The sequence below is a fragment of the Sphingomonas sp. GW822-FHT03G08 genome (genome assembly GCF_058801135.1).
The window spans coordinates 1,132,565-1,156,872 of record NZ_JBXAMZ010000001.1 but is presented as its reverse complement, the minus strand read 5'-3'; the positions used below and the strand labels follow the sequence as shown (position 1 = coordinate 1,156,872).

At 66.4% G+C, this 24,308-nt stretch carries 24 protein-coding genes and 1 tRNA gene; 20 read left to right on the top strand and 5 right to left on the bottom strand.

Features of this window, described 5'->3' with window-relative positions; translation table 11 throughout:
- Positions 1 to 31 precede the first annotated feature (31 nt).
- A complete protein-coding gene (locus AC1RJ5_RS05155; RefSeq protein ID WP_342250538.1) occupies positions 32 to 2,722 on the top strand; it encodes a TonB-dependent receptor domain-containing protein in 2,691 nt (896 codons plus the stop codon).
- Positions 2,723 to 2,802: 80 nt separating this feature from the next.
- Here AC1RJ5_RS05155 and AC1RJ5_RS05150 read toward each other — a convergent pair whose 3' ends face one another.
- Positions 2,803 to 3,474 (bottom strand): prolyl hydroxylase family protein, encoded by a 672-nt coding sequence (locus tag AC1RJ5_RS05150; RefSeq protein WP_493112058.1) that lies wholly within the window; start codon positions 3,472 to 3,474, stop codon positions 2,803 to 2,805.
- A gap of 118 nt (positions 3,475 to 3,592) precedes the next feature.
- On the opposite strand from AC1RJ5_RS05150, the gene AC1RJ5_RS05145 reads away from it, so the two are divergent.
- From AC1RJ5_RS05145 to AC1RJ5_RS05080, 14 genes are all read left to right on the top strand, one after another.
- The gene (locus AC1RJ5_RS05145) at positions 3,593 to 4,693 is read left to right on the top strand and encodes a GspE/PulE family protein (RefSeq protein WP_493112056.1); all 1,101 of its coding nucleotides are present in this window, start codon (positions 3,593 to 3,595) and stop codon (positions 4,691 to 4,693) included.
- A gap of 67 nt (positions 4,694 to 4,760) precedes the next feature.
- Positions 4,761 to 4,837: transfer RNA gene (locus tag AC1RJ5_RS05140), tRNA-His, on the top strand.
- A gap of 64 nt (positions 4,838 to 4,901) precedes the next feature.
- Positions 4,902 to 5,954 (top strand): Leu/Phe/Val dehydrogenase, encoded by a 1,053-nt coding sequence (locus AC1RJ5_RS05135; protein WP_269574829.1) that lies wholly within the window; start codon positions 4,902 to 4,904, stop codon positions 5,952 to 5,954.
- A gap of 74 nt (positions 5,955 to 6,028) precedes the next feature.
- Positions 6,029 to 7,630: a M20/M25/M40 family metallo-hydrolase gene (locus tag AC1RJ5_RS05130; protein WP_493112054.1), complete on the top strand. Its 1,602-nt coding sequence runs from the start codon at positions 6,029 to 6,031 to the stop codon at positions 7,628 to 7,630.
- Positions 7,631 to 7,826: 196 nt separating this feature from the next.
- Positions 7,827 to 8,285 carry a carboxymuconolactone decarboxylase family protein gene (locus AC1RJ5_RS05125; protein WP_184167616.1) on the top strand — a complete coding sequence of 153 codons (459 nt, stop codon included), beginning with the start codon at positions 7,827 to 7,829 and terminating at the stop codon, positions 8,283 to 8,285.
- Positions 8,282 to 9,142 carry a sigma-70 family RNA polymerase sigma factor gene (locus AC1RJ5_RS05120; protein WP_269574831.1) on the top strand — a complete coding sequence of 287 codons (861 nt, stop codon included), beginning with the start codon at positions 8,282 to 8,284 and terminating at the stop codon, positions 9,140 to 9,142. Before AC1RJ5_RS05125 ends, AC1RJ5_RS05120 begins: the two co-directional genes overlap by 4 nt.
- Positions 9,143 to 9,191: 49 nt before the next feature.
- On the top strand, positions 9,192 to 9,629 hold the full coding sequence (locus tag AC1RJ5_RS05115) for a hypothetical protein (RefSeq protein ID WP_269574832.1): 438 nt from the start codon (positions 9,192 to 9,194) through the stop codon (positions 9,627 to 9,629).
- Positions 9,630 to 9,714: 85 nt separating this feature from the next.
- On the top strand, positions 9,715 to 10,434 hold the full coding sequence (ccmC, locus tag AC1RJ5_RS05110) for a heme ABC transporter permease CcmC (RefSeq protein WP_184167609.1): 720 nt from the start codon (positions 9,715 to 9,717) through the stop codon (positions 10,432 to 10,434).
- Positions 10,431 to 10,565, top strand: a complete 135-nt coding sequence (locus AC1RJ5_RS05105) for a hypothetical protein (RefSeq protein ID WP_260396071.1) — start codon at positions 10,431 to 10,433, stop codon at positions 10,563 to 10,565. Before ccmC ends, AC1RJ5_RS05105 begins: the two co-directional genes overlap by 4 nt.
- A complete protein-coding gene (gene ccmE, locus AC1RJ5_RS05100; RefSeq protein ID WP_269574833.1) occupies positions 10,562 to 10,996 on the top strand; it encodes a cytochrome c maturation protein CcmE in 435 nt (144 codons plus the stop codon). The genes AC1RJ5_RS05105 and ccmE overlap by 4 nt, the downstream gene beginning before the upstream one ends.
- Positions 10,993 to 12,918, top strand: a complete 1,926-nt coding sequence (locus tag AC1RJ5_RS05095) for a heme lyase CcmF/NrfE family subunit (protein ID WP_493112050.1) — start codon at positions 10,993 to 10,995, stop codon at positions 12,916 to 12,918. The genes ccmE and AC1RJ5_RS05095 overlap by 4 nt, the downstream gene beginning before the upstream one ends.
- Positions 12,915 to 13,439, top strand: a complete 525-nt coding sequence (locus tag AC1RJ5_RS05090; RefSeq protein WP_269574835.1) for a DsbE family thiol:disulfide interchange protein — start codon at positions 12,915 to 12,917, stop codon at positions 13,437 to 13,439. The genes AC1RJ5_RS05095 and AC1RJ5_RS05090 overlap by 4 nt, the downstream gene beginning before the upstream one ends.
- On the top strand, positions 13,436 to 13,843 hold the full coding sequence (locus AC1RJ5_RS05085) for a cytochrome c-type biogenesis protein (protein ID WP_269574836.1): 408 nt from the start codon (positions 13,436 to 13,438) through the stop codon (positions 13,841 to 13,843). Before AC1RJ5_RS05090 ends, AC1RJ5_RS05085 begins: the two co-directional genes overlap by 4 nt.
- A complete protein-coding gene (locus AC1RJ5_RS05080; protein WP_493112047.1) occupies positions 13,843 to 14,499 on the top strand; it encodes a tetratricopeptide repeat protein in 657 nt (218 codons plus the stop codon). The genes AC1RJ5_RS05085 and AC1RJ5_RS05080 overlap by 1 nt, the downstream gene beginning before the upstream one ends.
- Positions 14,500 to 14,724: 225 nt before the next feature.
- Here the strand turns inward: AC1RJ5_RS05080 and ald are convergent, their stop codons facing one another.
- Positions 14,725 to 15,831 (bottom strand): alanine dehydrogenase, encoded by a 1,107-nt coding sequence (gene ald / locus AC1RJ5_RS05075; RefSeq protein ID WP_269574838.1) that lies wholly within the window; start codon positions 15,829 to 15,831, stop codon positions 14,725 to 14,727.
- Between the two features lie 137 nt (positions 15,832 to 15,968).
- Here ald and AC1RJ5_RS05070 point away from each other — a divergent pair, with 137 nt between their 5' ends.
- Positions 15,969 to 16,436, top strand: a complete 468-nt coding sequence (locus tag AC1RJ5_RS05070) for an Lrp/AsnC family transcriptional regulator (protein ID WP_342250532.1) — start codon at positions 15,969 to 15,971, stop codon at positions 16,434 to 16,436.
- A 42-nt stretch (positions 16,437 to 16,478) separates the two neighbouring features.
- On the opposite strand, the gene AC1RJ5_RS05065 is transcribed toward AC1RJ5_RS05070, so the two are convergent.
- Positions 16,479 to 17,399, bottom strand: a complete 921-nt coding sequence (locus tag AC1RJ5_RS05065) for a LysR substrate-binding domain-containing protein (protein WP_342250551.1) — start codon at positions 17,397 to 17,399, stop codon at positions 16,479 to 16,481.
- Between the two features lie 105 nt (positions 17,400 to 17,504).
- Between AC1RJ5_RS05065 and AC1RJ5_RS05060 the strand changes: the two genes are divergently transcribed.
- Entirely contained in the window at positions 17,505 to 17,708 is a 204-nt protein-coding gene (locus AC1RJ5_RS05060) for a hypothetical protein (protein ID WP_493112044.1), read from the top strand.
- 42 nt (positions 17,709 to 17,750) lie between these two features.
- Here AC1RJ5_RS05060 and AC1RJ5_RS05055 read toward each other — a convergent pair whose 3' ends face one another.
- Positions 17,751 to 18,572 (bottom strand): hypothetical protein, encoded by an 822-nt coding sequence (locus AC1RJ5_RS05055; RefSeq protein ID WP_269574841.1) that lies wholly within the window; start codon positions 18,570 to 18,572, stop codon positions 17,751 to 17,753.
- A 105-nt stretch (positions 18,573 to 18,677) separates the two neighbouring features.
- Positions 18,678 to 19,160 carry a cupin domain-containing protein gene (locus tag AC1RJ5_RS05050; protein ID WP_269574842.1) on the bottom strand — a complete coding sequence of 161 codons (483 nt, stop codon included), beginning with the start codon at positions 19,158 to 19,160 and terminating at the stop codon, positions 18,678 to 18,680.
- Positions 19,161 to 19,309: 149 nt separating this feature from the next.
- Here AC1RJ5_RS05050 and AC1RJ5_RS05045 point away from each other — a divergent pair, with 149 nt between their 5' ends.
- From AC1RJ5_RS05045 to AC1RJ5_RS05035, 3 genes are all read left to right on the top strand, one after another.
- On the top strand, positions 19,310 to 21,649 hold the full coding sequence (locus tag AC1RJ5_RS05045) for a glycoside hydrolase family 31 protein (RefSeq protein WP_493112043.1): 2,340 nt from the start codon (positions 19,310 to 19,312) through the stop codon (positions 21,647 to 21,649).
- A gap of 180 nt (positions 21,650 to 21,829) precedes the next feature.
- Positions 21,830 to 23,755, top strand: coding sequence for a potassium transporter Kup (locus AC1RJ5_RS05040; RefSeq protein ID WP_342250550.1), 1,926 nt, complete (start codon positions 21,830 to 21,832; stop codon positions 23,753 to 23,755).
- Positions 23,752 to 24,264, top strand: a complete 513-nt coding sequence (locus AC1RJ5_RS05035; RefSeq protein ID WP_493112042.1) for a 2'-5' RNA ligase family protein — start codon at positions 23,752 to 23,754, stop codon at positions 24,262 to 24,264. The genes AC1RJ5_RS05040 and AC1RJ5_RS05035 overlap by 4 nt, the downstream gene beginning before the upstream one ends.
- The last annotated feature ends 44 nt before the right edge of the window (positions 24,265 to 24,308 follow it).

Genomic DNA, 24,308 nt, shown 5'->3' with positions numbered 1-24,308 from the left:
CCGCCCTTTCAGGATTTGATTGGGGGTTACCATGACGAAGCCGCTCCGGCTTGCCAGCCTGTTCCTTTTCACTTCTGCGCTTGTTGCGCCTTCCCTTGTCTATGCGCAGACAGCGCCTTCGACGCCGGACACCACCGGCACCCCGTCCGACGCTGCAGCCGTGCCCCAGGACCAGGCTGCACCGCAGGAAGAGCAGGCTCCGGACGTCTCGGTTCCGGGCGGCGACGCCATCGTCGTGACCGGACGCCGCGTCAATGTCGCGCGTGATACCCCGCAGGTGGTCTCGGTGCTGTCGAGCGCCGATATCGCCCGCACCGGCGAAGGCGATATCGCCGGCGCCCTGAGCCGCGTCACCGGCCTGAGCGTGGTCGGCAACGGCTATGTCTATGTCCGCGGTCTTGGCGACCGCTATTCGCTCGCGCTGCTCAACGGTTCGCCGCTGCCCAGCCCCGAGCCGCTCAAGCGCGTCGTGCCGCTCGACATCTTCCCGACCAACGTGGTCTCGTCCTCGCTGGTGCAGAAGAGCTATTCGACCAACTTCCCCGGCGAGTTCGGCGGCGGCGTCATCAACCTGACGACCAACTCGGTGCCGAAGGAAAGCTTCCTCACCGTCAGCGGCGGCGTGGGCGCGAACCTCGTGACCACCGGCCATGTCGGCTATGTCTATGCCGGTGGCGGCCATGACTGGACCGGCTATGACGACGGCTCGCGCGATCTGCCTCCGGCGCTCGCGGCCTTCTTCGCCAGCGGCGAGAAGATCAGCTCGGGCAATGTCGACACCCAGGCGATCGCGGGCCAGCTGATCAACGCCAACAACGCGCTGGTCCAGCGCCAGTCGCGCATCGGCCCGAACTGGTCGGCGACGCTCTCGGGCGGCACGTCCTTCCCGATCGGCGACGACATGACGCTCGGCGTGATCGCCACCGGTGGCTACAGCAACAAGTGGACGACGCGCGACGCGATCCAGCAGACCTCGCTCAACAGCGACCTCTCGACGCTCGAGAACGACTTCCGTCGCGTCTCGACCGACAACCGGATCGTGGTCAACGGACTGCTCGGCCTCGGCCTCGAGTATGGCGACAACAAGATCCGCTGGACCAACCTCTACATCCACGACACGCTGAAGCGTGCGCGTCTCGGCCTCGGCAAGACCAACAACAATGCCGTCACCGACGTCATGCAGCAGGACACCGCCTGGTATGAGCGCCAGCTGATCAACACCCAGCTGGTCGGCGAGTTCAAGTTCAGCCCCGAGTGGAGCCTCGATCTTCGCGGCAGCTATGCCAATTCGAAGCGCAAGGCCCCGAACGAGCTGACGCTGGAATATGTCCGCACCAACGTGGCCTCGGACCTGTATGGCGCGTACTTCGTCAATCGCCTCAACAACGGCAACAACGGCGACGCGCATATCAGCTATTCGGACCTGAACGAGAATCTCTACTCGGCCGGTGCCGACCTCACGTTCAAGCCGGTCACCGATCTCGCGCTGACCGCCGGCTATGCCTATCTCAAGACCGAGCGCACCAGTTCGCGGCGTGACTTCCAGTTCACGGCGCCGAGCAGCTTCCCGACCGCGGTCGGCATGCTGCGCCCGGACCTGCTGCTCGGTTCGGCGATCATCGACTATTACAACATCGCGCTGATCGACACGAACGAAGGCGCTCCCGCCTTCCGCGCCGAGCTGAAGAACCATGCCGGCTACGGCAAGGTAAACTGGCAGGTCTCGCCCGAGCTCTCGCTCGACTTCGGTGTCCGCTACGAGACGGCGAAGGAAACGGTGGTTCCGGTCCAGGTGTTCAACACGCCGACCGGCAGCACTGCGGCGACCAATCTCGACAACGACTATTGGCTGCCGGCCGCCACGCTGACCTGGCAGTTCCGCCCGGACATGCAGGTGCGCCTCAGCTCGTCGAAGACGATTGCCCGTCCGCAGTTCCGCGAGCTGATCTACCAATTCTATTTCGACCCGGACAGCAACCGCCAGTATCGCGGCAACCCGCTGCTCCAGGACAGCACGCTGGTGAACTCCGAAGCGCGCTACGAATGGTATTTCGCACCGGAGCAGCGCCTTACGGTCGCGGGTTTCTACAAGCGGATCAAGAATCCGATCGAGACCTTCATCACCGGCAGCGACTTCGTCACCAGCTTCGCCAACGCGCCGCGTGCTGACCTGTACGGTGCCGAGGTCGAAGCCGTGAAGAAGTTCGCGCTGGCCGACTGGTCGGGCTCGAACTTCTTCGCCGAGCGCTACCTGATCGCGATCGCCAACTACACCTACACCCAGTCGGAGCTGAAGGTGAAGGCAGGCGACCAGACCCGGATGTTCGCGGCGTCGTCGACCCTGGCGACCGACTATTTCCAGGACGGCTCGCCGCTTACCGGACAGTCGGACCATCTGGTCAACTTCCAGTTCGGCATGGAAGACAAGGCCTCGCTCTCGCAGCAGACCTTCATTCTTTCCTATGCCAGCAAGCGCGTGACCAGCCGCGGTCTGGCCAATAGCGGCCAGCCGGACATCTACGAATATCCGGGCCTGAACCTGGACTTCGTGATGCGCCAGGGCGTGAAGATTGCCGGCCGCCAGCTCGATCTGAAGCTGGAAGCCCGCAACATCACGAACCGGAAGCACAAGGAAACCCAGACGCTGGGCAAGAACACCGTGATCTACAACAACTACTCGGTGGGTCCGACGTTCACCTTCTCGCTCTCGACCACTTTCTGATCGCGAGCATGCGCAACTGAAAAGGGAGCGGCCCGCCTGGCGGTGCCGCTCCCTTTCTTGTTCCCGCTACGAGGCTGGGTTCACCAGCCCCAGGGGTATTCGCGGTACCATTGCGTGACCACATATTTCAGGCCCGCTCGGACCTTCATCGCGTGGTGGATGGTCGAGGGGTTGGTCGTCCCGTCGGGGCGGAGATTGCTCCAGGCGACCACCTTGCCGGTTTCGGGCTGGATGATCTTGTCGACAGCCTTGAAGCGGGTCGCGCCGCCGGCCTCGACTTCGTTGAGATAGAGCATCACCGTCCAGGTGCGCTGCCCGGCGATGCCGCAATATTTCTGATAGTCGCGGCCTTGCGGCTCGAAATAGTCGGTATGCGCCTTGAACTCCTGGCCGATCTCGTAGCGTTGGCCCTGCATCGGCTCGCCATGCGTCGGGTCCAGTCCGGTCAGGAGCGTCATCCGCCGCTTCAGCTCGGCCACCACCGGATCGTCCGAATTGAAGTCGCAGGTCTCGCTGGTGCGGAAGGCATAGTCGTCATTCGCGTCGGCGATGGTCGAGGGGCGGCGCTCCGCATCGATCTTCGCCATCAGCTGCCGGCAGAGCTCGGGCTCCAGGAAGTTCTTGGCGATGAACATCTGGATCTTGGGGTGCGGCACGCGCTGCACGCCCGGCCAGCGCAGGATCTGGTCGATGATCGGCTCGAGAGGGAAGCCGGAGCCAAGAGCAGGAAGAGGGGAAGCGGTACTTTGCATGGCGGCGTTCTGCCAAAAGCCATGGCGTGGCGCCAGAGTGACCCGAAACCGTCACAAAATCGCAAGCGCGGTGTCACATGATCTGCCTAGCGGATGACACACCGCAACGAGGAATCCGATGGACATGGAAGCCGAAGCGCTGGCGCCGGTTGCCGAAACGTCGCCGCAGCCGTTGCTCTTTTCGGGTTCCCATCCCGATTCGGCGGCCGAGGCGCTTATTGCCGAAGGGCGCCGGCGCCGCGCCTCGCACCTCCACCTCGAAATCGGTGCGACTGCCATCGTGGTGCGCATGCGCATCGCCGGCCAGCTCACCGAAGCGCGCCATTATCATGCCGACCCTTCGCTTGCTCGCGACTTCCGGGCGATGGACGGCGCGTCGGTGCTGGAGCAGGGGGAGGGCGAGCGCATCGTCCTGCGCCTCGACGGCGGCGAACGGCGTGAGCGCTCCCTTGAGGCGATCGGCATGAGCCGCGTGCTGGTCGATGCGTTGCTTCCGGCGTTGCGGCGGGGCGGGCTGGTGCTGGTCGCGGGGCTCGCGGGATCGGGCCGCAGCACGACCCTTGCGACACTGCTCCGGCATTTCTCCGGCTCGCCTCGTCACATCGCGACGATCGGCACGTTTCCGGTGGAAGGGGCCACCCGTATCGAGGGCTGCACCGGTGCCGCCGCGATCCAGGCCGCGATCGAGCAGGATCCCGACATCATCGCGCTGGATGGCCTGGAGGGGCGGGAGGCTGCAGCCGCCGCGGCCGAGGCGGCCGAGCGCGGGCATCTGGTCCTGGCCACGATCGACGCGCCGGACGCAGTTTCGGCGATCCGGCGGATGCGCGACTGGCGGGTAGAGCCATTCCGTCTGGCGTCCAACGTTGCCGCGGTGCTTGCCCAGCGGCTGGTCCGGCGGCTCTGTCCAGATTGCCGCCGCCCGGTGCAGGCGCAGGGTTCCGTTTCGGCACTGCTCGGCTTCGATTCGGGCGCGATCGTCTTCGCCCCGGTCGGCTGCGAGAGTTGCGAAGGCATCGGCTTTGTCGGCCAGACTGGCGTGTTCGAGGCGATCGTTGCCGATGGCGCGATTCGCCGGCTGATCAACGATGGCGGCGACGAAGCGATCCTGGCGCGCCATGCTTTCCTGCGCGCACCCAATCTCGGATCGGCCGCACGGGCGCTTGCGCGAGAGGGGATTACCACGCCGGAGGAGGCTGTGCGAATTTCCCGCGGATAGCGCCAATATTTCTGGCGTAATTATCTTGCCCTTCGCATCGACCCCCGCTAAGCGCGCCTTCTTCACGGCGGTTGTAGCTCAGTTGGTTAGAGCATCGGTTTGTGGTACCGAGGGTCGCGGGTTCAAGTCCCGTCATCCGCCCCATTTCTTCCCCTTGTGACCGCACGCGGCCCACAGACGTGTGGCACTCTCCGCAGGAATGTAGCGCGTGATCACCGACTGGGGTTTCCCTGATTTCGACGACCATGAAGGCGTCCATCTGTTCAGCGACCGCGAATCGGGCCTGAGCGCCATCATCGCAGTCCATTCGTCCAAGCTCGGCCCGGCGGCCGGCGGCGTGCGCTTCTGGCATTATGCCGATCACCGCGCCGCGATCACCGATGCGCTGCGCCTGTCGCGCGGCATGAGCTACAAGAACGCGATGGCCAACCTGCCGCTTGGCGGCGGCAAGGGCGTGATCCTGGCGAGCCAGCCGGGCGCAACCGTCACCACCGAGCAGCTCCAGGCATTCGGCCGCGCGGTCGAATCGCTGGGCGGCAAATATGTAACTGCCGAGGATGTCGGCATGTCCGAGGAGCGGATGAAGGTCGTTGCGACCCAGACCCGCCACGTCTCGGGCCTGCCGGTGGCCGAAGGCGGCGCTGGCGGCGATCCCGGCCCGGTAACGGCGCGCGGCGTGTATCTGGGCGTCAAGGCTGCGGCGAAGCGCGGCCTCGGTGCCGATTCGATGGCCGGTGTGCGTGTTGCGATCCAGGGTGTCGGCTCGGTAGGCGGCGGCGTTGCCCGCCTGCTCGCCAAGGACGGCGCCAGGCTGGTGCTGGCCGACGTCAATGCCGAGCGCGCCAAGGCGCTGGCGGCGGAGCTGGGCGGTGAGGCAGTCGATGCTTCCGAGATCCTCGGCATCGAAACCGACATCCTCAGCCCGAATGCACTCGGCGCGATCTTCACCGAACAGTCGATCGCGGCGCTCAGGACCACCGTGGTCGCCGGCGGCGCGAACAACCAGCTGGCGACGCGTCAGGACGGCCACCGTCTCCACGATCGCGGCATCCTCTACGCGCCCGATTATGTCATCAATGCCGGCGGCATCATCAATGTCGGCTTGGAGTATCTGGGCCAGGGCAACATGGCCGAGGTGCAGGCTCGCGTGGACAAGATCCCCGATCGCCTGATCGAAGTGTGGGACGAGAGCGCCCGCACCGGCGATCCCGAGAGCGAAGTCGCCGATCGTATCGCGCAGCGGCTGATCGGCCGGGGCTGATTGCACCACAGTCTTGCATGGGGGATGCGCGGCCAATAGCGTCGCGCATCCCCCTCGCATTTCTGCGGAGCCCCATGCGCACTTTCCTCCTCGCCAACGCCGCTCTGCTGATCGCGGTGCCGGCCACCGCCCAGTCGATCGATCCCTCGACCGTCGCCGTCCTCGTCGACCAGGGCACCAGCCATTCGGAGGTGATGACCACCGCCGAATATCTCGCCGACGTGATCGGCCCGCGCATGACCAACTCGCCGGCGATGCGCGAGGCGGAGAAATGGACGCAGGAGAAGTTCACCGGCTGGGGGCTCACCGATGTCCACAAGGAAGGCTTCGACTTCGGTCGCGGCTGGTGGATCGAGAAGTCGAGCGTCCGCATGGTCGCGCCGCGCCCGGTCCAGCTCACCGCCATTCCGATCGCCTGGACGCCGGCGACCAACGGCCCGGTCACCGCACCGGTGATCGTCGCCCCGCTGCGTAGCCCGGGCGACTTCGCGCAGTGGAAGGGCAAGCTGGCCGGCAAGATCGTGCTGACTTCGGCGCCGGGCACCGGCTCCGAGCCCAAGGAAGCGGCCTTCCAGCGGCTGAGCGACGAGGACCTCGCCAAGCTCGACGTCTATGAGGAGCCGACCTGGGATCCCGGCAAGCTCGATCAGTCGCTGTCTCGCGCCAAGTTCGAGGGCCAGCTCGCCAAGTTCCTCGCAGATGAGGGCGCGGTCGCTTACGTCACCCGCTCGCGCAGCGACGGCAAGCTGATCCATGGCGAAGGCTATCTCCACCATGTCGGCGAGACGCCCAAGGTGCCCGGCATCGAGATGGCCGCCGAGGATTATCGTCGCCTTGTCCGCCTCGCCTGGACCGGCAAGGCGCCGACGCTCGAGATCGACAGCAATGTCCATTTCGACGACAGCGACACCAAGGCGTACAACATCATCGCCGACATCAAGGGCCGTGATGCCAAGGCCGGCTATGTGATGGCAGGCGCGCATCTCGACAGCTGGGTGGCGGGCGATGGTGCCGCGGACAATGGCGCGGGCAGCGCGGTTGTGATGGAGGCGGCGCGGATCATCGCCGCCAGCGGGATCAAGCCGAAGCGCACGATCCGCTTCGCGCTCTGGGCCGGCGAGGAACAGAGCCTCTACGGTTCTATCGCCTATATCGAGCAGCACCTTGCCAAGCGCCCGGCCTGGGATCACGTCCCCAGCGCCGACGAGTTCTACTATAGCTGGGCGACCCGCTTCCCGATCACGCCATTGGCTGGCCACAAGGAGCTGACCGCCTATTTCAACCTCGACAATGGCTCGGGGAAGATTCGCGGCATCTATGCCGAGAACAACATGGCGGCGGTGCCGATCTTCCGGGAATGGCTGGCGCCCTTCGCCTCGATGGGCGCATCGACGGTGGCGATCCAGAAGACCGAGGGCACCGATCACCAGTTCATGCAGGCGGTCGGAATCCCGGCGTTCCAGTTCATCCAGGACCCGCTCGATTATGAGAGCCGGGTGCATCACACCCAGCTCGACACCTTCGATCACCTGAAGGCGGCGGACATGCGCCAGGCAGCGATCATCCTGGCGGCGTTCCTGCTCGACGCGGCGAACGCGGACAAGCCGCTGCCCCGCCTGCCGATCCCGACCCAGCCGGCGGTGACCGATCCGTTCGCGGCGCCGAAGGAGAAGTAGGGCTTTGCTCCCGCACTCGTCACCCCGGCCGTAAGCCGGGGTCCCGCTGCCCAATCCAGGTGAAGAAGAAGCGGGATCCCGGCTCAGGGCCGGGATGACGATGATTATTTTCGGTTATCGCGAAAAAATCGCACCCCCCATGTCACATCCGGCGCGGCCATCTCGTCTTGCCTGCATCCAACCAAGGAGATGCAAGATGACTGGCCGCCTCGACCTCTTCACCGCCGCCCCCGCCGAGATGAAGGCGTGGTACGAAATGTCGCTCAAGATCGCGCCGAAGCTGGAGCACAGCCTGCTCGAACTGGTGAAGATCCGCGCCTCGCAGATCAACGGCTGCGCCAATTGCCTCAACATGCACACCGCCGATGCCCGCAAGGCCGGCGAGACCGAGCAGCGCATCTATCTGCTCAGCGCCTGGCACGAAGCGCCCTGCTACACCCCGCGCGAGCGCGCTGCGCTGGCATGGACGGACGCGATGACTCTGGTATCCACCGCACGGGCGCCCCAGGCGCTCTATGAGGAACTCGCCTTCGAGTTCACGCCGGAGGAACAGGTGCAGCTCACGCTCATGATCAACGTGATCAACGGCTGGAACCGCTTCGCGGTCGGCTTCGACCTGTTCTACGACGCCAAGCCGGCGGTGGCCGCGGCATGACCGGCGCGGACGCGGCGGCGAGCTTCGATCCGCTGCGTCCGCGGCTGGCGCGCATCGCCTATCGCATGCTCGGCTCGGTCGCGGACGCGGAGGACGTGGTGCAGGACGCGTTCCTGCGCTGGCTCGATACCGACCGCGACCAGGTCCGCGAGCCCGAGGCGTTCCTGCGCCGGGTGGTGACGCGGCTCTGCCTCGACCAGCTCAAATCGGCGCGCGTCCGGCGCGAGACCTATGTCGGCCCCTGGCTGCCCGAGCCGGTGGTCGAGGAGGAGGACGAGGTGGAGGACGTCACGCTTCCGCTGATGATGGCGCTCGAACGCCTGTCGCCGCTCGAACGCGCCGCCTTCCTGCTCCACGACGTGTTCGGGGTGAGCTTCGACGAAGTCGGCGAGACGATCGGCCGCGATCCCGCCGCCGCCCGCCAGCTCGCCAGCCGTGCCCGCAGCCATGTCCGCGCCGCCCGCCCGCGCTACGAGATGCCCAGGGAGAAGGGGCTGGAGATCGCGGCCGCCTTCTTCGCTGCCTCGCGCAGCGGCGACATGGGGGCGCTGCGTGGGCTGCTCGCCGGCGATGTCGCAACCTGGTCGGATGGCGGCGGCAAGGTCCATGCCGGCCTGCGCCCGATCCACGGTCTCGACGACAATATGAAGCTCTACACCTCGCTCGCGCGCTTCTTCGCCAAGGAGATGTCGCGGATCGTGCGCTACGGCATGATAAACGGCCTGCCGGGCTTCGTCTCGATCGAGCCGGGCGGGGTGCTCCAGACGACTGCCCTGGCGATCGAGGACGGCAGGATCACGGGCATCTACGTCACCCGCAATCCGGACAAGCTGGGGCACCTTGCTGCAGTGCATTAACTCTCGCCGTTATGAGGCTGGCAACGTCGGTTAATCCAAGGTTCCGCCCATGCGATCCGTGCTTCTGCTCCTCGCCGTATCGGCACTCTCCTCCTGCAACCAGACCAATGGCAAGGCGGCCGACGGGATTATCGGCCATCGCTGGGCGCGCGCCGCCGCCGATTGCGGGGATACCTATTTCCGTTTCTCGAAGGACATGATCGATTTCGTGCAGAACGGTCAGTCGGTGAACTCGCTGCCGGTGCGGCGTATCGTCAGCCAGGCCTCGGATCCGTCCACGGTGATGTTCGTGATCGAAGTCGACAGCGCGCTCGCCGCCCGGTCCGACGCGCCGAACGCCGCTTCCGACGTGGCGATGGCGTTCCGGATCGAGGGAGACAGCCTGCGCCTGGTCGGCCAGGGCGCGCCGGACAAGCTGCTGCCGGTCGAGCCCGGCATGGCGCGATTCCCGACCATGGCCCTACGCCGCTGCCCCACATCATACTGATCGTGCGGGACGCCGGATCAGGGACTAACAGAACCTGACAACTCTCACGATGGACCGACGCCCGGATCCTCGCTAGTCGTTACGCGTGCCTGCGCTTCATGCCCTCGCCAATCCTGCGCGTTTCCTTCGAATCGCGCGCCCGCTCACGCCGATCCTGTTCTGGCTCGGCGTGGTGCTGGTGGCGTTCGGTTGCTGGGCCGGGCTGATGCTGACGCCGCCCGATGCGCTGCAGAAGGAAAGCGTGCGCATCCTCTATATCCATGTCCCCAGCGCCTGGTTGGGGATGGGCGGGTGGAGCGGGCTGGCGATCGCCTGCCTCAGCTATCTGATCTGGCGCCATCCGCTGGCCAGCGTGGCCGCCCGGGCAATCGCACCGGCGGGAGCGACCTTCGCGGCGCTCTGCCTGCTCACCGGGTCGATCTGGGGCCGCCCGACCTGGGGCACCTGGTGGGAGTGGGACGGGCGGTTGACGTCGATGCTGCTGCTGTTCTTCGTCTATATCGCCTGGATCGCGCTCGACCGGGCGGATGCCGACCGGTCCGGTGACGGACGGGTGCCGGCGCTATTCGGCGTGGCAGGCAGCGCGCTGCTGCCGATCGTCCATTATTCGGTGATCTGGTGGAACACGCTCCACCAGGGCGAGAGCGTGGTAACGGGCAAGATCGCGCCGTCGATGCTCTGGCCGCTTTTCTTCACGCTGGGGGGCTTCACCCTGTTCTTCGCCGGCGTCGTGCTGATGCGGATGCGGGCGATCCTGGCGAACCAGAAGGTCGAGGCGCGGTTGCGGCGGATGGCGGCGGCATGAACCATTGGCCGTTCATCACCGCTGCCTATCTCGTCGTGCTGCTCGGCACGGTGGGGCTGGCCGCGCTCAGCTATGCCGCGATGCGCCGGGCAGAGGCTGCGGCCAATTCGCTCAAGGGCAATCGCGAATGAAGGCCAAGCACCAGCGGCTCGTCCTTGCGCTGCTCGCGCTGGGTGCCATCCTCGGCGCCTCCGCGCTGGCGATGTCGGCGCTCAAGGACCAGGCGGCCTTCTTCTATGCGCCCGCTGATGTGAAGGGGAAACCGCTGCCGCTCGACAAGCATGTGCGCCTTGGCGGCATGGTCGAGAAGGGGTCGATCCAGCGCCAGGCGGATGGGGTCTCGATCCGCTTCGTGGTGACCGACGGGCAGGCCAAGGTGCCGGTGGCGTTCCGCGGGGTTACGCCGGACCTGTTCAAGGAAGGGTCGGGCGTGGTCGCCGAAGGCAGGTTCCAGCCCGATGGCAGCTTCATCGCCGACAACATCCTGGCGAAGCATGACGAGCGCTACATGCCGCCCCAGGCGGCGGGCAACATGCACGAGACGAAGTCGCTCGAGCAGTGATCGCCGAAGCCGGTCTTGCCGCCCTGTGGCTCGCGACGGGCTTTGCCCTGATGCAGGTGATGCTCGCCTGGGGCGCGGCACGAGGGGCCGCGCAGGGTACCGGCATCGAGGTGATGACTGCGCTGCGCCGTGTGGCGGTAGTCCAGGGTCTGCTGGCGCTGGTGGCGTTCGGCATGCTGATCGCGCTGTTCGTGGTGTCGGACATGTCGGTCGCGTTGGTCATCGAGAACAGCCACTCGATGAAGCCGCTGCTCTACAAGATCGCCGGAGCCTGGGGGAATCATGAAGGCTCGATGCTGCTCTGGGTCACCGTGCTCGCGGTGTCCGGGGCAGGGGTGGCGCTGTTCGAGAAGCGCCTGCCCCAGGGCACGCTGGCCGCGACCCTGGGCGCGCAGGCGGCGATCGCGATCGGTTTCTACGCCTTCCTGGCCTTCGCCTCCAACCCGTTCGTCCGCGTGGACCCGGCGCCGCTGGACGGGCAGGGGCTGAACCCGCTGCTGCAGGACCCCGGTCTCGCCTTCCATCCGCCGACCCTCTATCTCGGCTATGTCGGCCTCTCGGTCGCCTTCAGCTTCGCAGTCGGCGCGTTGCTGATGCGCGACGTCGGCCCGGCCTTTGCCCGGGCGATGCGGCCCTGGGTACTCGGCGCCTGGATCTTCCTGACCATCGGCATCACCGCCGGCAGCTATTGGGCCTATTACGAGCTCGGCTGGGGCGGCTGGTGGTTCTGGGATCCGGTCGAGAACGCCTCGCTGATGCCCTGGCTGGCGGCGACCGCGCTGCTCCATTCGGTGACCGTACTCGCCACCCGCGACGGGCTGCGCGCCTGGACGGTGATGCTGGCGGTCGTGGCCTTTTCCATGTCGATGATCGGCACCTTCCTGGTGCGTTCCGGAATTCTGATCAGCGTCCACGCCTTTGCCGTCGACCCGACCCGGGGCGGCTTCATCCTTGCGCTGCTCGGCATCTACATCGGTGGCGCGCTGGCGCTGTTCGGGGCGCGGATCGGCACGGTGAAGCAGGGCGCGACCTTCGAACTGGTCAGCCGCGAGGGCGCGCTGGTGCTCAACAATTTGCTGCTCTCGGTGATCCTCGGCGTCGTCTTCATCGGTACGCTCTATCCGCTGGTGGCGCAGGCGGCCGGGGTGCAGCTCTCGATCGGGGCGCCTTTCTTTGAAAAGGCAGCGGCGCCGGTTGGCCTGGCGCTCGTCGCTGCGACCGCTGCCGGGCCGCTGCTCAAGTGGCGGCGGGACCAGTGGAATACGCTGTTCGGCAAGCTGCTGGTGCCGGTAGGCGTCGGCGGGCTGGCCTTCGCACTCGTCTTTGCCCTGGGCGGGGCGCATTGGCTTCCTTCGCTTGCGCTGGGACTGGCCGCGATGCTCGCCGTCGCCAGCGTCATCCCGCTGATCCGCCGCAACCTGCGCCGCACGCCGCTCCACATCTACGGCATGGTCGTCGCGCATTTCGGCATCGCGGTCAGCATTGCCGGCATGGCCGCGGACGGCGCCTTCAAGACTGAAAGGCTCGCGGCAATCGCGATCGGCCAGAACGTGACCGTCGGACCGTACCGGATCGAGCTGGTGAAGGTGCAGCCGGCAGTCGGCCCCAACTGGTCGGCGCTGGAAGCGCACCTCAAGGCGACCCGCACCGGCGCAGTACCGTTCGACCTGTTCCCGCAGCAGCGCTTCTTCGCCAACCCGACCACGACCACCAACGAAGCCGCGATCGCCACCGAGCTCGACGGCCAGCTCTACACCGTGATCGGCCCGGGCGACGGGCAGGGCCGCTGGCAGGTGCGGCTGTGGTGGAAGCCCTTCGTCACGCTGATCTGGGGCGGCGGTTTCCTGATCGCCCTGGGCGGGCTGCTCTCGCTGATCGGCCGCGTCCGTCGCGAGCGGCGCGATGCGGAGAATGACGCATGAGGCGGCTGCTGATCTGGGCGCCGCTGGCGCTGTTCGCGCTGGTCTTCGCGCTGGTCGCCAGTGGCCTGCTCAAGCCGGGCGACCGCACCATCCATTCGGCGATGGTCGGCAAGGCGGTGCCTGAACTGGCGCTCAAGCCCTTGCTGGCCGACCGGCCCGGCGTTGCCAGCGCCGAGCTGCGGGGCAAGCCGCGGCTGCTCAACGTCTTCGCCAGCTGGTGCATTCCCTGCATCGCCGAGGCGCCGCAGTTGCTCAAGCTCAGGCAGGCCGGCGTGGAGATCGACGCGATTGCGATCCGCGATACGCCCGAGGCGGTGCAGGCCTTCCTGGCGCGCAACGGCGATCCCTATGCCCGGATCGGGGATGATCCCACCGGCAAGGCGCAGATCGCGCTTGGCTCGTCCGGGGTGCCCGAGACCTTCCTGATCGACGCGCAGGGCAGGATCATCGACCAGCATATCGGCGACATCCGCGCCGACGACATCCCGGCGATCCTCGCCAAGCTGGAGGCGGCGAAGTGAGGCGGGCCGCGCTTGCACTCCTGCTGCTTGCGGCTGGACCTGCCGTGGCGGATTCCAATCTGCCGCCGGCCCGGCTTGCCTATACCCAGCTGCCCAATGCAGCGCAGGAGGCGCAGGCCAAGGCGCTGATGGAGACGCTGCGCTGCCTCGTCTGCCAGGGCCAGTCGATCGCCGACAGCGATGCCGAGATGGCGGGGGACATGCGTGCGCTGGTCCGCGAGCGGATCGCAAGGGGCGAGCAGCCGGCCGCGATCCGGAGCTATCTGATCCAGCGCTATGGCGACTATGTCACTTATGACCCGCCGTTCAGCTGGGTGACCGCGCCGCTGTGGATCACGCCGCTGGTGCTGCTGGTGATCGGGCTGCTGCTCGCGCGGCGGCTGTTCCGCAAGGGAGGTGCGTGATGGGCTGGCTGATGCTTGCCGCGGTCGCACTCCTGGCGGGCCTCGCGCTGGTGCTGCTGCGCTACCCGCGCAAGCTGTGGAGCGTGCCGGCGACCGCGATCATGCTCGGGGCCGCGGGCTATGCCTGGCAGGGGAGCCCCGGTCTCCCCGGCCATCCGATCGAGGCCGATGCCAAGCCGATCAAGGTCGACCAGGAACTGATCGACATGCGCGATGCGATGTTCGGCAAATACGGCACCTATGCCTGGAGCTACGCCAACCTGGCCGACGGCATGCTGCGCCAGGGCGACCGGCCGCGCTCGGTGATGGTGTGGCAGGGGGCGGTGCGTCAGGTGCCGAACGACGCCGCGCTGTGGACAGGCTTTGGCGGCGCGCTGTCGGAATATGACGGCAACCAGATGTCGCCGGCGGCGCAGTTCGCCTTCGACAAGGCGCTGGAATTGGCACCGCAGCATCCCGGACCGCCTTTCTTCTACGGCCTGGCGCTGGTCCGGGCGAACCGCTTTGCCGAGGCCAAGCCCTGGTGGGAGAAGGCGCTGGCGCTGACTCCGGAAAAGGCGAGCTACCGCCAGCAGATCGCGACGCGGTTGCTGATGCTCGACATGTTCCTGCAGGATGCTGCGCAGCGGCAGGGGCTGCAACCGGCCAGGCCCTGATTTCCTACGCTGCTGCGAAGGGCGACGCGCCAAAGTACACGAAGTACAGCCCAAGAGCGGGTTTTCAGGCCGGCAAATTTGACCTTCCTTACGGGAACGCGATCCATCCCGAACGATTGTTGCGCGCGGCTGATCCTATCTTTCCTACAAGGCAAAGAGCGGCCGGGACCCGGGTCCCGACCGCTCCAGCGAACCATGCGGAATCCTACGTTGCAAGCAGGCTGATCAGCCCGCCCATGCTTCGTAGGGGAGGTCGAGATCGTCGGCGACGGCCTTGAACGCGATCTTGCCCTTGTAGACATTGAGACCGTTGGCGAGGTGCTTGTCGGCCTTCATCGCGCCCTCGGCGCCGAGGTTCGCCAGCTTGAGCACGAATGGCAGCGTCGCGTTGTTGAGCGCGAAAGCCGAAGTGCGGGCGACCGCGCCCGGCATGTTGGCGACGCAATAGTGGATCACGCCATCGACTTCATAGACCGGGTTGTCATGCGTGGTGGCATGGCTGGTCTCGAAGCAGCCGCCCTGGTCGATCGCGATGTCTACCAGCACCGAGCCGCGCATCATCGTCTTGAGCATGTCGCGGGTGACGAGCTTGGGCGCAGCCGCACCCGGCACCAGCACCGCGCCGATCACGACCTGCGAGGTCTTCACCGCTTCGGCGATCGCGGCCTTGCTGGCATAGGCGGTCTTGATCTGGCTGCCGAAATGCATGTCGAGCTCGGCCAGGCGCTCGTTGTTGATGTCGTAGATGGTGACGTCGGCGCGCTGGCCGGTGGCCATCTGCGCGGCGTTGATGCCCGAGACGCCGCCGCCGAGGATCGCGACCTTGCACGGCGCCACGCCCGGCACGCCGCCGAGCAGCTCGCCGCGACCGCCCTGTTCCTTCTCGAGATAGTGCGAGGCGACCTGGACCGACATGCGGCCGGCGACTTCCGACATCGGCTTGAGCAGGGGCAGGGCGCCCGAGTTCGAGGTGACGGTCTCGTACGCGATGCAGGTCGCGCCCGACTTCATCAGGCCCTCGGCCTGCGGCTTGTCGGCGGCGAGGTGGAGATAGGTGAACAGCACATGGCGCGGCTCGAGCAGCGCGATTTCCTGCGCCTGCGGCTCCTTGACCTTCACGATCATGTCCGAGCCGGCGAAGACGGCGGCGGCATCCGGGGCGATCTTCGCGCCGACCTTGGTATAGGCCTCGTCGTCGAAATCGATGCCCATGCCGGCCTTGGTCTCGACCAGCACTTCGTGGCCGGCATGGACCAGCTCGGCGACCGAAGCCGGGGTCAGGCCGACACGATATTCGTGATTCTTGATTTCCTTGGGAACGCCGATGCGCATGGAAGCCTCTCCGTGAATTGGGTTGGCGCGCACGATATAGCATGGATCGCGGCAAATCCCTGCAAAGATGTGACAGTCGATGAGGGTTAGCGCATGAATTCCCTGTATCATGCGAGAAAACCGTCTATCCATGCAGGATGGACAGGATTGACGCAGCTATCCTCAAGTCGCTCGCCGCCGATGCGCGGGCGCCGGTGAGCGCTATCGCGGTGCAGGTGGGACTTTCACAGTCGGCCTGCACCCGCCGTATCCAGGCGCTGGAGGCCTCAGGGCATGTCCAAGGCTATGGCGCGCGACTCGGGCACCGGCGGCTGGGCTTCCGCATCACCGCGCTGGTCGACATCACGCTGGGGACGCAGGTGGAGGAAGACCTGGCGCGGTTCGAGGCGGCGGTGGCGCAGATCGACGGTGTGGTGGAGTGCGCGCTGGTCTCGGGCGGGCAGGATTATCGGCTCAAGATCCTGGCGCGTGACCTGGACGATTATGAGCGGCTCCACCGCGAGCATCTCGGACGGCTGCCCGGGGTGGTGACGATCAACTCGAGCTTCGTGCTGCGGTCGATCCCGACGCGGAGCGAGGCGGAGGCGCTGTTCGGCGGGCGATAAAGGCGGGTGATCGCCCGAAGAAGCGGTTCGGCGGAGAGACAGCTATGCCCCTTCGATCGCGCGCATTTCCTGGGCGGCGGCCATCGCGCGAAACGCCGGGACGAGCCAGTCGCGGAACCGGGCGATCTTGCGCGTATGCCTGCGGTTTTCGGCATAGACGAACCAGTAGGCGGTGCCTTCATCGGCTATGTCGGCGAAAGGGCATACGAGGCGCCCGCTCGCGAGTTCCGGACGCCATAGCATCGGAGTCATCAGCGCGATTCCATGCCCCGCAAGCGCCGCCTGCCCCTCGGTCGCCTGGGAGTCCATGCGAATGCCGCCGCGCCCGGGATCGTCCCCTATCTCTACGCCGGCACTTCGGAACCATATCGGCCACCACCGATCCTGCGGACTGATCCGCCGCATTTCCAGGGCTTTGCCTGCGTCCAGCGGCAGATCGCGCCCCTCGAGCAGCGCCGGACTGCACATCGGGGTGAAGTCGACCTTCGCCAGATGCTCGGATTTCAGCCCCGGCCAGTCGCCGCGGCCGGATCTTATGGCGACGTCGATGCGGGCTTCCGCGAGGTCGATCACCGTACCGCTGACTTCGAGCTCGATCTCGATATCCGGATGCGCGGCCTGGAAGGTGCCGATGTTCCCCGCCAGCCAGTTGTTCGCGAAACTCGCCGTCGTGGCGATGCGCAAGACCGTCTCGCTCTCGCCGGTGAGTTCATCGAACGCCATCTCGATCTCGTCGAAAGCGGTCGCCAGCCGTGCGGCGACGCGGGCCCCGCCGGCAGTCAGTTCGGCGCGTCTTCCCCGCCGGACGAAGAGCGGCTCGCCGACCCGCTCCTCCAGTATCTTGATCTGATAGCTGATCGCGGCCTGGGTCATCCCCAATTCGGAGGCAGCCGCCGTGAAGGTACCCCTTCGCGCGACCGCTTCGAATGCGCGAACTGCGGGAAGCGGGGGGAGCCGTCGCATGGTGCTTGATAAAGCCTGTTGATAAGGCGTGTCGATCCCTTTGTTGGACGCGGCAGCCGAAGATCCGCATCTCTTCCGGGCCAGCTTCAAGTCCGGAGGGCAGCCATGATCGATGAGATGTATGATCGCGCCTGGGGTGAACATCACCAGCGCTTCAGCCAGGATGTACACGCTCTGCTGCGAAAGGCCGGGCGCGCGTTGAAGAGCGTATTCGGGCGCCGGATGTCTTCGGGTGGCGAGCCGGATATTTCCGGTTCTGAACGAATCGCGCGCGAATGCGTGGAATCCGGCGCGACGGATATTAGGTGAGCCCTGGCGAAGACCGTCGCCTTCGCCAGGACCTGTACGCAATCACTTCACCGGGCGGCAATTCTCCAGCAGCAAGGCGTGGGAATTGGGGTTGAAATTGGCGTAGACGCCCGAGAGCTTGACCTTCTTGCCGGGCTTTTGCTGCAGCGCGAACACGGACTGGCCCTTTGCCAACCGGCAGAAGATGTCGGTCTTGAATGGCGCGGTGCCGGGCAGGCGGATCGCTTCGTTATAGGGCTCGGGGATGTCGTAGGTGACGACATAGGCGTCATCCAGCTTGTCGATCGACTTCACCGTGCCGCTGACGATGAAGGTCTTGTCCTTGTAGCGCAGCGGGATCGCAGCGGCGTTGCGCTGGGTGTCCTTCGAGATCTGGTGCGAGATGGACAGCGCGTCCATTTCGAGCGGCGCCTTGTTGCCGGCGGCGGTCATGCCCGCGCCGGCGGCCGCGGTGCCGGCCTTGCCGGTCTTGAGCTGGTTGAGCATGCCGCACATCTCGGCCTTGGCGGGCTCGCTCGGGGCCGACATGCCGGCGCGCAGCTTCGCCTCCATCCGGACATTGCCGTCGGGCGTCGCGGTGATGGTGATCGGGAAGGCGCGGGCCTTGCCGGTCTGCGCCTGCTCGATCAGCATGCTGCCGTCCTCGGGCTCGACCGCCAGCACGTCATAGCCCTTGGCGACGACGATTCCGCGCATCTGGCCGATCGCGCTGGCGGGCGTCAGGCCCGGCAGCGTCACCGACGCGGCGAACTTCTGGCCGCTGATGAAGCTGCCACCCTTGGTGAAGGATTCCTCACAGGTGCCGGCATGGGCAAGAGCTGGAGCAAGCAGCGCAATCGGTGCGAAGAAACAGGACAAGCGCATTGTTTTCCCTCTTTGTTTTCCCGCCATGGTAAGCTGGCGAGGGCTGTATGGCCGCAAAGCGGGCTCGCGCCAACGCGCGATGCCTTAACCAGGGGGGGAAGCCGGCTATTTCGCGCCGGGCAGCTTGATCCCGAGCAGGACCAGCCGCTCGCCGGTGATCCCGAACCAGTGCGGCACGCCGGCGGGGACGAGGATGACGTCGCCCGGGCCGAGCGTGCGGGTGGTGCCGCCTTCGATCCGGCTGCCGTCGACCAGGCCGGGGTTGCGGGTCGTCGGATCGGCGAGGGTGCCGCCCGAGACCAGGGTGCCGGCGCCTTCGAGCACGATCGCATATTCCGCCTCGGCCGGATGGACGGCGGGGCGGCCCGGCTTCTTCCAGATCTCGATCGCGGCCACGCGCGCGCCGTCGCGGACCAGTGGGCGCCACATGAAGCCCTGATCGGGCTTCATCTCGGCGAGCATCGCGCGGGTCTGGGCCTGCACGTCCGCGCCGCCGGCGAAGGCGGTGGGGTCGGTGGTCGTCTGGGCGGCGGCGATGCCAGGCGAACATGCGAGGGTGAGTGCGAGTGTCATGCCAAGGGTCTTCACCGCGTCTCTCCTCAAGCCGCTTTGTTTGCGCCAAGACATAAGAAGCGGGCCCCCGGGTCAAGCCCGGGGTGACGGCAAGGGCTACGACCTTAGCCGTGCTTGCGGCGGCGGACGTTTCGCGCAACGCCCTCGGCAGGGAGAGTCGAACGATGCGAATTGTCCGTGTGCTTGGCCTTTTGGCGACCGTGCTGGCGCCGTTTCCCGTTGCCGCCCAGTCGCTGGCGACGGTCGAGCGCAACGGCGCCTTCGTTGCCGTCGAACCCTATGCGCCGAACATCGTGCGGGTGACGATCTCGCTCGACCGGGGGCTGAGCGACGCGGCTCCCGGACATGGCATCTCGGGCAAGGTCGATGCGAAGGGCTGGACCCACAAGGCGGACGGCTCTGGCGATGTGTTCGCCTCGCCTGCGCTGACGCTCACCGTCGATCCGCAACCCTGGCCCAAGGCGCCGAGCCAGATGGAGCGCTATTTCGTGCCGTCGCTGCCCCGGGTCTCGCTGTCGGTGCGCGCGGCGGACGGGCGGCTGCTCACCAAGATGAACGGTTGGGAGCTGGCGCCGCATACCGTCAACGGCGAGAAGACGTTCAAGGCGGGGGCGAGCTTCGCCGCGCCGCAGGACGAGCATTATTACGGGCTCGGCCAGAACCAGGAAAGCATAGGCCCGCTCGACCTGCGCGGGCGGACGATCGACTGCCGGCACTATTACGATGCGCCGGCGGGCGAGACGGTGTGCATCCCGTTCCTGGTGACCAACAAGGGCTATGCGGTGGTGTGGGACAATCCTTCCGCCACCATCGTCTCGCCCGGGCTGCATGGCAGCACCCACTGGCAGTCCGAAGTGGGCGAGCGGGTTTCCTTCTTCGTCATCACCGGCGCGACCACCGACGAGATCTATGCCGGCTATGCCCGGCTGACCGGCGACACGCCGCTGCCGCCCAAGGCGGCGTTCGGGCTGATCCAGAGCAAGGCGCGCTATGAGAGCCAGAAGGAGCTGCTGGGCGTGGCCGAGGGCTATCGCAGCCGCGGCTATCCGCTCGACGTGATGGTGCTCGACTGGTTCTACTGGACGCGGATGGGGCAGATCGACATCGATCGGAGCTTCTTCCCGGACCCCGTGGCGATGAACAAGCAGCTTCATGATGCGGGCATGCACAGCATCATCAGCGTGTGGCCGCGCTTCGAGCGGGAATCGCGCTATTTCAACATGCTGAGCGCCAGGGGCTGGCTGCTGAAGGACAAGGACGGCAACACGGTCGACGGATTGCCGGTGCGCGCGGACCGGGCGGGGGCGCTGCTCGACAGTACCAATCCGGAGGCGCGTACGTGGTTCTGGGAGAAGATCCGCGACAATATCGCGAGCCAGGGCTTCGACTGGTTCTGGCTCGACGAGACCGAGCCCGACCTGGTGCCCGACGGCAATTTCTATTCGATCGGATCGGGTGACCGCTATCACAACCTCTATCCGCTGGTGCACACGTCGAGCGTGGCGGAGGGGTCGGCGCGCGACCGGCCGGATTTCCGCAACCTGATCCTCGCCCGGGCCGCCTATCTCGGCACCCAGCATAGCGGCGCGATCTTCTGGTCGTCGGACGTGCAGGCGACCTGGGAAGCGCTGCGCCGCCAGGTGCCGGCGGGGCTGAACTTCACGGCGAGCGGCCATGCCTATTGGAGCAGCGATACCGGCGGCTGGCAGTGGCCGAACGGCCCGGCCGCCGAGCGCCCGGTGCTGCTCGATCCCGCCGGCGCCACGGCGATGGGGGCGGACTACAAGGACTATCCCGAGCTGTTCACCCGTTGGTTCGCATATAATGTCTTCACCCCGACGCTGCGCATCCACGGCCAGCGCCCGGCAACGGCGATCTGGGAATATGGCGCGGCGGCCGAGCCGGTGCTCGCGAAGTTCCTGCGCCTGCGATACGCGCTGATCCCCTATCTCTATTCGCTCGGATACCGGACGCATGAGACCGGCGCGCCGTTCATGCGCGGGCTGTTCATGGACTTCCCGGACGATCCCAATGTCGCGAACCTGGGCGACGAATATATGTTCGGCCCCGCCTTCCTCGTCGCGCCGGTGACCGAGCAGGGGGTGACCTCGCGCCGCGTCTACCTGCCGGCCGGCACCGACTGGTATGACTATTGGACCGACGAGAAGCATGCCGGCGGCCAGTGGGTGACCGCAGCGGCGCCGATCGATCGGATCCCGCTGTTCGTCCGCGCCGGATCGATCGTGCCGCTGGGCGCGCAGGTGCCGAACACCGCGGCGCGCCAGCCGCTCGAGAGCATCCGCGTCTATCCGGGACGCGACGGCGCCTTCACTCTCTTTGACGATGATGGCGTGACCAACGCCTATCGCAAGGGCGCGGGGACCCGGACCGAGCTGCGCTGGAACGACCGGGAAGGGCGGCTCTCCGCATCGGGGAAGTTGCCGGGCGGACAGGATCTCCAGGCGCTGGTGCGACTCGCGGGTGCGTCCCCCGCGCCCAGGTGACCGGCCTATCTTTTCGCACGGGAACCAGCCGGCCCCCTTGCGCGTCGAGCCCTGCGTAACGACATTCGTTGATTGCCTTTGCTGCGCGTGCTAACGGCCCGCCCGCAATTAGAAGATCGAGAACGCAGGTCGCATGACCAGGTCCGTTTCCTTTCCGACGCGACACCCGCGCCCGTGAACATCCCGAAAGAAGGAGCCGACGAGTCGGCTCCGGCTCATTTCGACGCGCATGCTGCGCATGGCCACAGCCTCGACGGCACGTGGAAGCTGGCGATCGGCGCGATCGGTATCGTCTTCGGCGATATCGGCACCAGCCCGCTCTACGCCTTCCGCGAGACCTTTGCGGGGCACCACAAGCTCGACCTCGACACGCTGCACATCATGGGCGTCATCAGCCTGATGTTCTGGTCGATGATGGTCGTGGTGACGCTGAAATACGTCACGATCATCATGCGGGCGGACAACAAGGGTGAGGGCGGCAGCCTGGCGCTGCTCGCGCTGATCTCGCGCAGCAGCGGCAATGCCAAGCGCTGGACGCAGGGCATCGTGCTGCTCGGCGTGTTCGCGACCGCGCTCTTCTATGGCGACTCGATGATCACGCCGGCGGTGTCGGTGCTGTCGGCCGTCGAGGGCCTGTCGGTCGCCGCGCCCGCCTTCGCCAAGCTGGTGCTGCCGATCGCGGTGGTCATCCTGGTGCTGCTCTTCTCGATCCAGCGGACGGGCACGTCGCGGGTCGGCGCCTTTTTCGGCCCGATCATGCTGTTCTATTTCCTGACGATCGCGACGCTGGGCACGCTGAGCCTGGTGCAGACGCCGACGATCCTCAACGCGCTGCTGCCGCATCACGCGATGATGTTCTTCGCCGCCGATCCGTTCCGCGCATTCCTCGCGCTCGGCTCGGTCGTGCTGGCGGTTACCGGCGCCGAGGCGCTCTATGCCGACATGGGCCATTTCGGGCGCAAGCCGATCCGCATCTCCTGGCTGTGGTTCGTGCTGCCGGCGCTGATCCTCAATTACATGGGGCAGGGCGCGCTGCTGATGCGCGACCCATCGGCGCTGCATAGCCCGTTCTACGAGCTGGCACCGGAAGTGCTGCAGTTCCCGCTGGTCATCCTGGCGACGATGGCGGCCGTCATCGCCTCGCAGGCGGTGATCTCGGGTGCCTTCTCGGTGACCCAGCAGGCAATCCAGCTCGGCTTCGTGCCGCGCCTGCGCATCGAGCATACCAGCGCCTCGACCGCCGGGCAGATCTACATCCCGCTCATCAACTGGGCGCTGATGATTATGGTGATCCTGCTCGTCCTGACCTTCCAGACCTCGTCGAACCTCACGGCGGCCTATGGCATCGCGGTTACCGGCGCGATGCTGATCGACAACTGCCTGCTGGCGGTGGTGCTGTTCGGCCTGTGGAAGTGGAAGAAGCGCTATGCGATCCCGCTGCTCGCGGTGTTCTTCACCGTCGACCTGGCCTATTTCGCGGCGAACCTGACCAAGGTGCCCGATGGCGGCTGGTTCCCGCTGTTCATCGGCTTCGTGGTGTTCACCCTGCTGACCACCTGGTCGAAGGGCCGCCAGCTGATGATCAACCGGCTGCGCGAGAGCGCGATGCCGATCAAGATCTTCATCACGTCAGCCGCAACCACCGCCACCCGCGTGCCGGGCACCGCGGTGTTCATGACCTCGACGCCCGAGGGCGTGCCGCACGCGCTGCTGCACAACCTCAAGCACAACAAGGTGCTGCACGACCGCGTCATCCTGCTGACGGTGAAGATCAAGGACGTGCCCTATGTCCCCGACGAGAATCGCATGATGCTCGAGGACCTGGGGCAGGGCTTCCACCGCATGATCCTGGCATATGGCTTCATGCAGGAGGCGGATGTTCCGGCGGCGCTCAAGTCGGTCAACGCCTGTGGCGCCGAGTTCAAGATGATGGAGACCAGCTTCTTCCTCGCCCGCCAGACGCTGTTGCCCTCGGCCCGGCCGGGGATGATGATCTGGCGCGAGAAGCTGTTCGCCTGGATGCTGCGCAACGCCGAAAGCGCGATGGAGTTCTTCCGCCTGCCGACCAATCGCGTGGTCGAACTGGGCAGCCAGGTCGAGATTTGACCGAACGCGCGGCGCCGCTGATCGTCACGGCGCTGTTCGGGCGGCAGGACCAGGCCTTGTTCAACGCCCTGCGCCGCGAGCATTATCCGCCCGAGCGGAACGTGCTCGACGCGCACCTGACGCTGTTCCACCAGCTGCCGCCCTCGGTGACGGACGAGCTCAAGCGCCGGCTGTCGGTCGAGACGCGCGGGGTTCGTGCGCCGCGGGCGCGCGTGACCGGGTTGATGTCGCTGGGCGGGGGCGTGGCCTACCGGATCGAGGCGCCCGAGCTGGTGGCGATTCGCGAGGGGCTGGTCGATGCCTTTGCCGGGCTGCTGACCCCGCAGGATGCCGGGCGCTGGCGCCCGCATGTGACGATCCAGAACAAGGTCCGGCCGGTGCTGGCCAAGGCCGTGATGGCCGCATTGGCGCGGGATTTCGTGCCGCGCGAGGTGGAAATCTCCGGCCTGGCGAGCTGGCATTATCGTGGCGGGCCCTGGGAAGCACATTCCCGGCATATGTTCGCTTGACCTCGGGCGAAGCCGGACCTATTGGGCCCCCTCGCTTCGGCGAC

Bases quoted from the DNA above. Each gene is read 5' to 3' on its own strand.
- AC1RJ5_RS05070 (WP_342250532.1), top strand. From the start codon at position 15,969: ATGGACAGGATTGACGCAGCTATCCTCAAGTCGCTCGCCGCCGATGCG.
- AC1RJ5_RS05045 (WP_493112043.1), top strand. From the start codon at position 19,310: ATGCGAATTGTCCGTGTGCTTGGCCTTTTGGCGACCGTGCTGGCGCCG.
- AC1RJ5_RS05080 (WP_493112047.1), top strand. From the start codon at position 13,843: ATGGGCTGGCTGATGCTTGCCGCGGTCGCACTCCTGGCGGGCCTCGCG.
- AC1RJ5_RS05130 (WP_493112054.1), top strand. From the start codon at position 6,029: ATGCGCACTTTCCTCCTCGCCAACGCCGCTCTGCTGATCGCGGTGCCG.
- AC1RJ5_RS05145 (WP_493112056.1), top strand. From the start codon at position 3,593: ATGGACATGGAAGCCGAAGCGCTGGCGCCGGTTGCCGAAACGTCGCCG.
- ccmE (WP_269574833.1), top strand. From the start codon at position 10,562: ATGAAGGCCAAGCACCAGCGGCTCGTCCTTGCGCTGCTCGCGCTGGGT.
- AC1RJ5_RS05055 (WP_269574841.1), bottom strand. From the start codon at position 18,572: ATGCGCTTGTCCTGTTTCTTCGCACCGATTGCGCTGCTTGCTCCAGCT.
- AC1RJ5_RS05155 (WP_342250538.1), top strand. From the start codon at position 32: ATGACGAAGCCGCTCCGGCTTGCCAGCCTGTTCCTTTTCACTTCTGCG.
- AC1RJ5_RS05120 (WP_269574831.1), top strand. From the start codon at position 8,282: ATGACCGGCGCGGACGCGGCGGCGAGCTTCGATCCGCTGCGTCCGCGG.
- AC1RJ5_RS05090 (WP_269574835.1), top strand. From the start codon at position 12,915: ATGAGGCGGCTGCTGATCTGGGCGCCGCTGGCGCTGTTCGCGCTGGTC.
- AC1RJ5_RS05105 (WP_260396071.1), top strand. From the start codon at position 10,431: ATGAACCATTGGCCGTTCATCACCGCTGCCTATCTCGTCGTGCTGCTC.
- AC1RJ5_RS05125 (WP_184167616.1), top strand. From the start codon at position 7,827: ATGACTGGCCGCCTCGACCTCTTCACCGCCGCCCCCGCCGAGATGAAG.
- AC1RJ5_RS05065 (WP_342250551.1), bottom strand. From the start codon at position 17,399: ATGCGACGGCTCCCCCCGCTTCCCGCAGTTCGCGCATTCGAAGCGGTC.
- AC1RJ5_RS05060 (WP_493112044.1), top strand. From the start codon at position 17,505: ATGATCGATGAGATGTATGATCGCGCCTGGGGTGAACATCACCAGCGC.
- AC1RJ5_RS05150 (WP_493112058.1), bottom strand. From the start codon at position 3,474: ATGCAAAGTACCGCTTCCCCTCTTCCTGCTCTTGGCTCCGGCTTCCCT.
- ald (WP_269574838.1), bottom strand. From the start codon at position 15,831: ATGCGCATCGGCGTTCCCAAGGAAATCAAGAATCACGAATATCGTGTC.
- AC1RJ5_RS05115 (WP_269574832.1), top strand. From the start codon at position 9,192: ATGCGATCCGTGCTTCTGCTCCTCGCCGTATCGGCACTCTCCTCCTGC.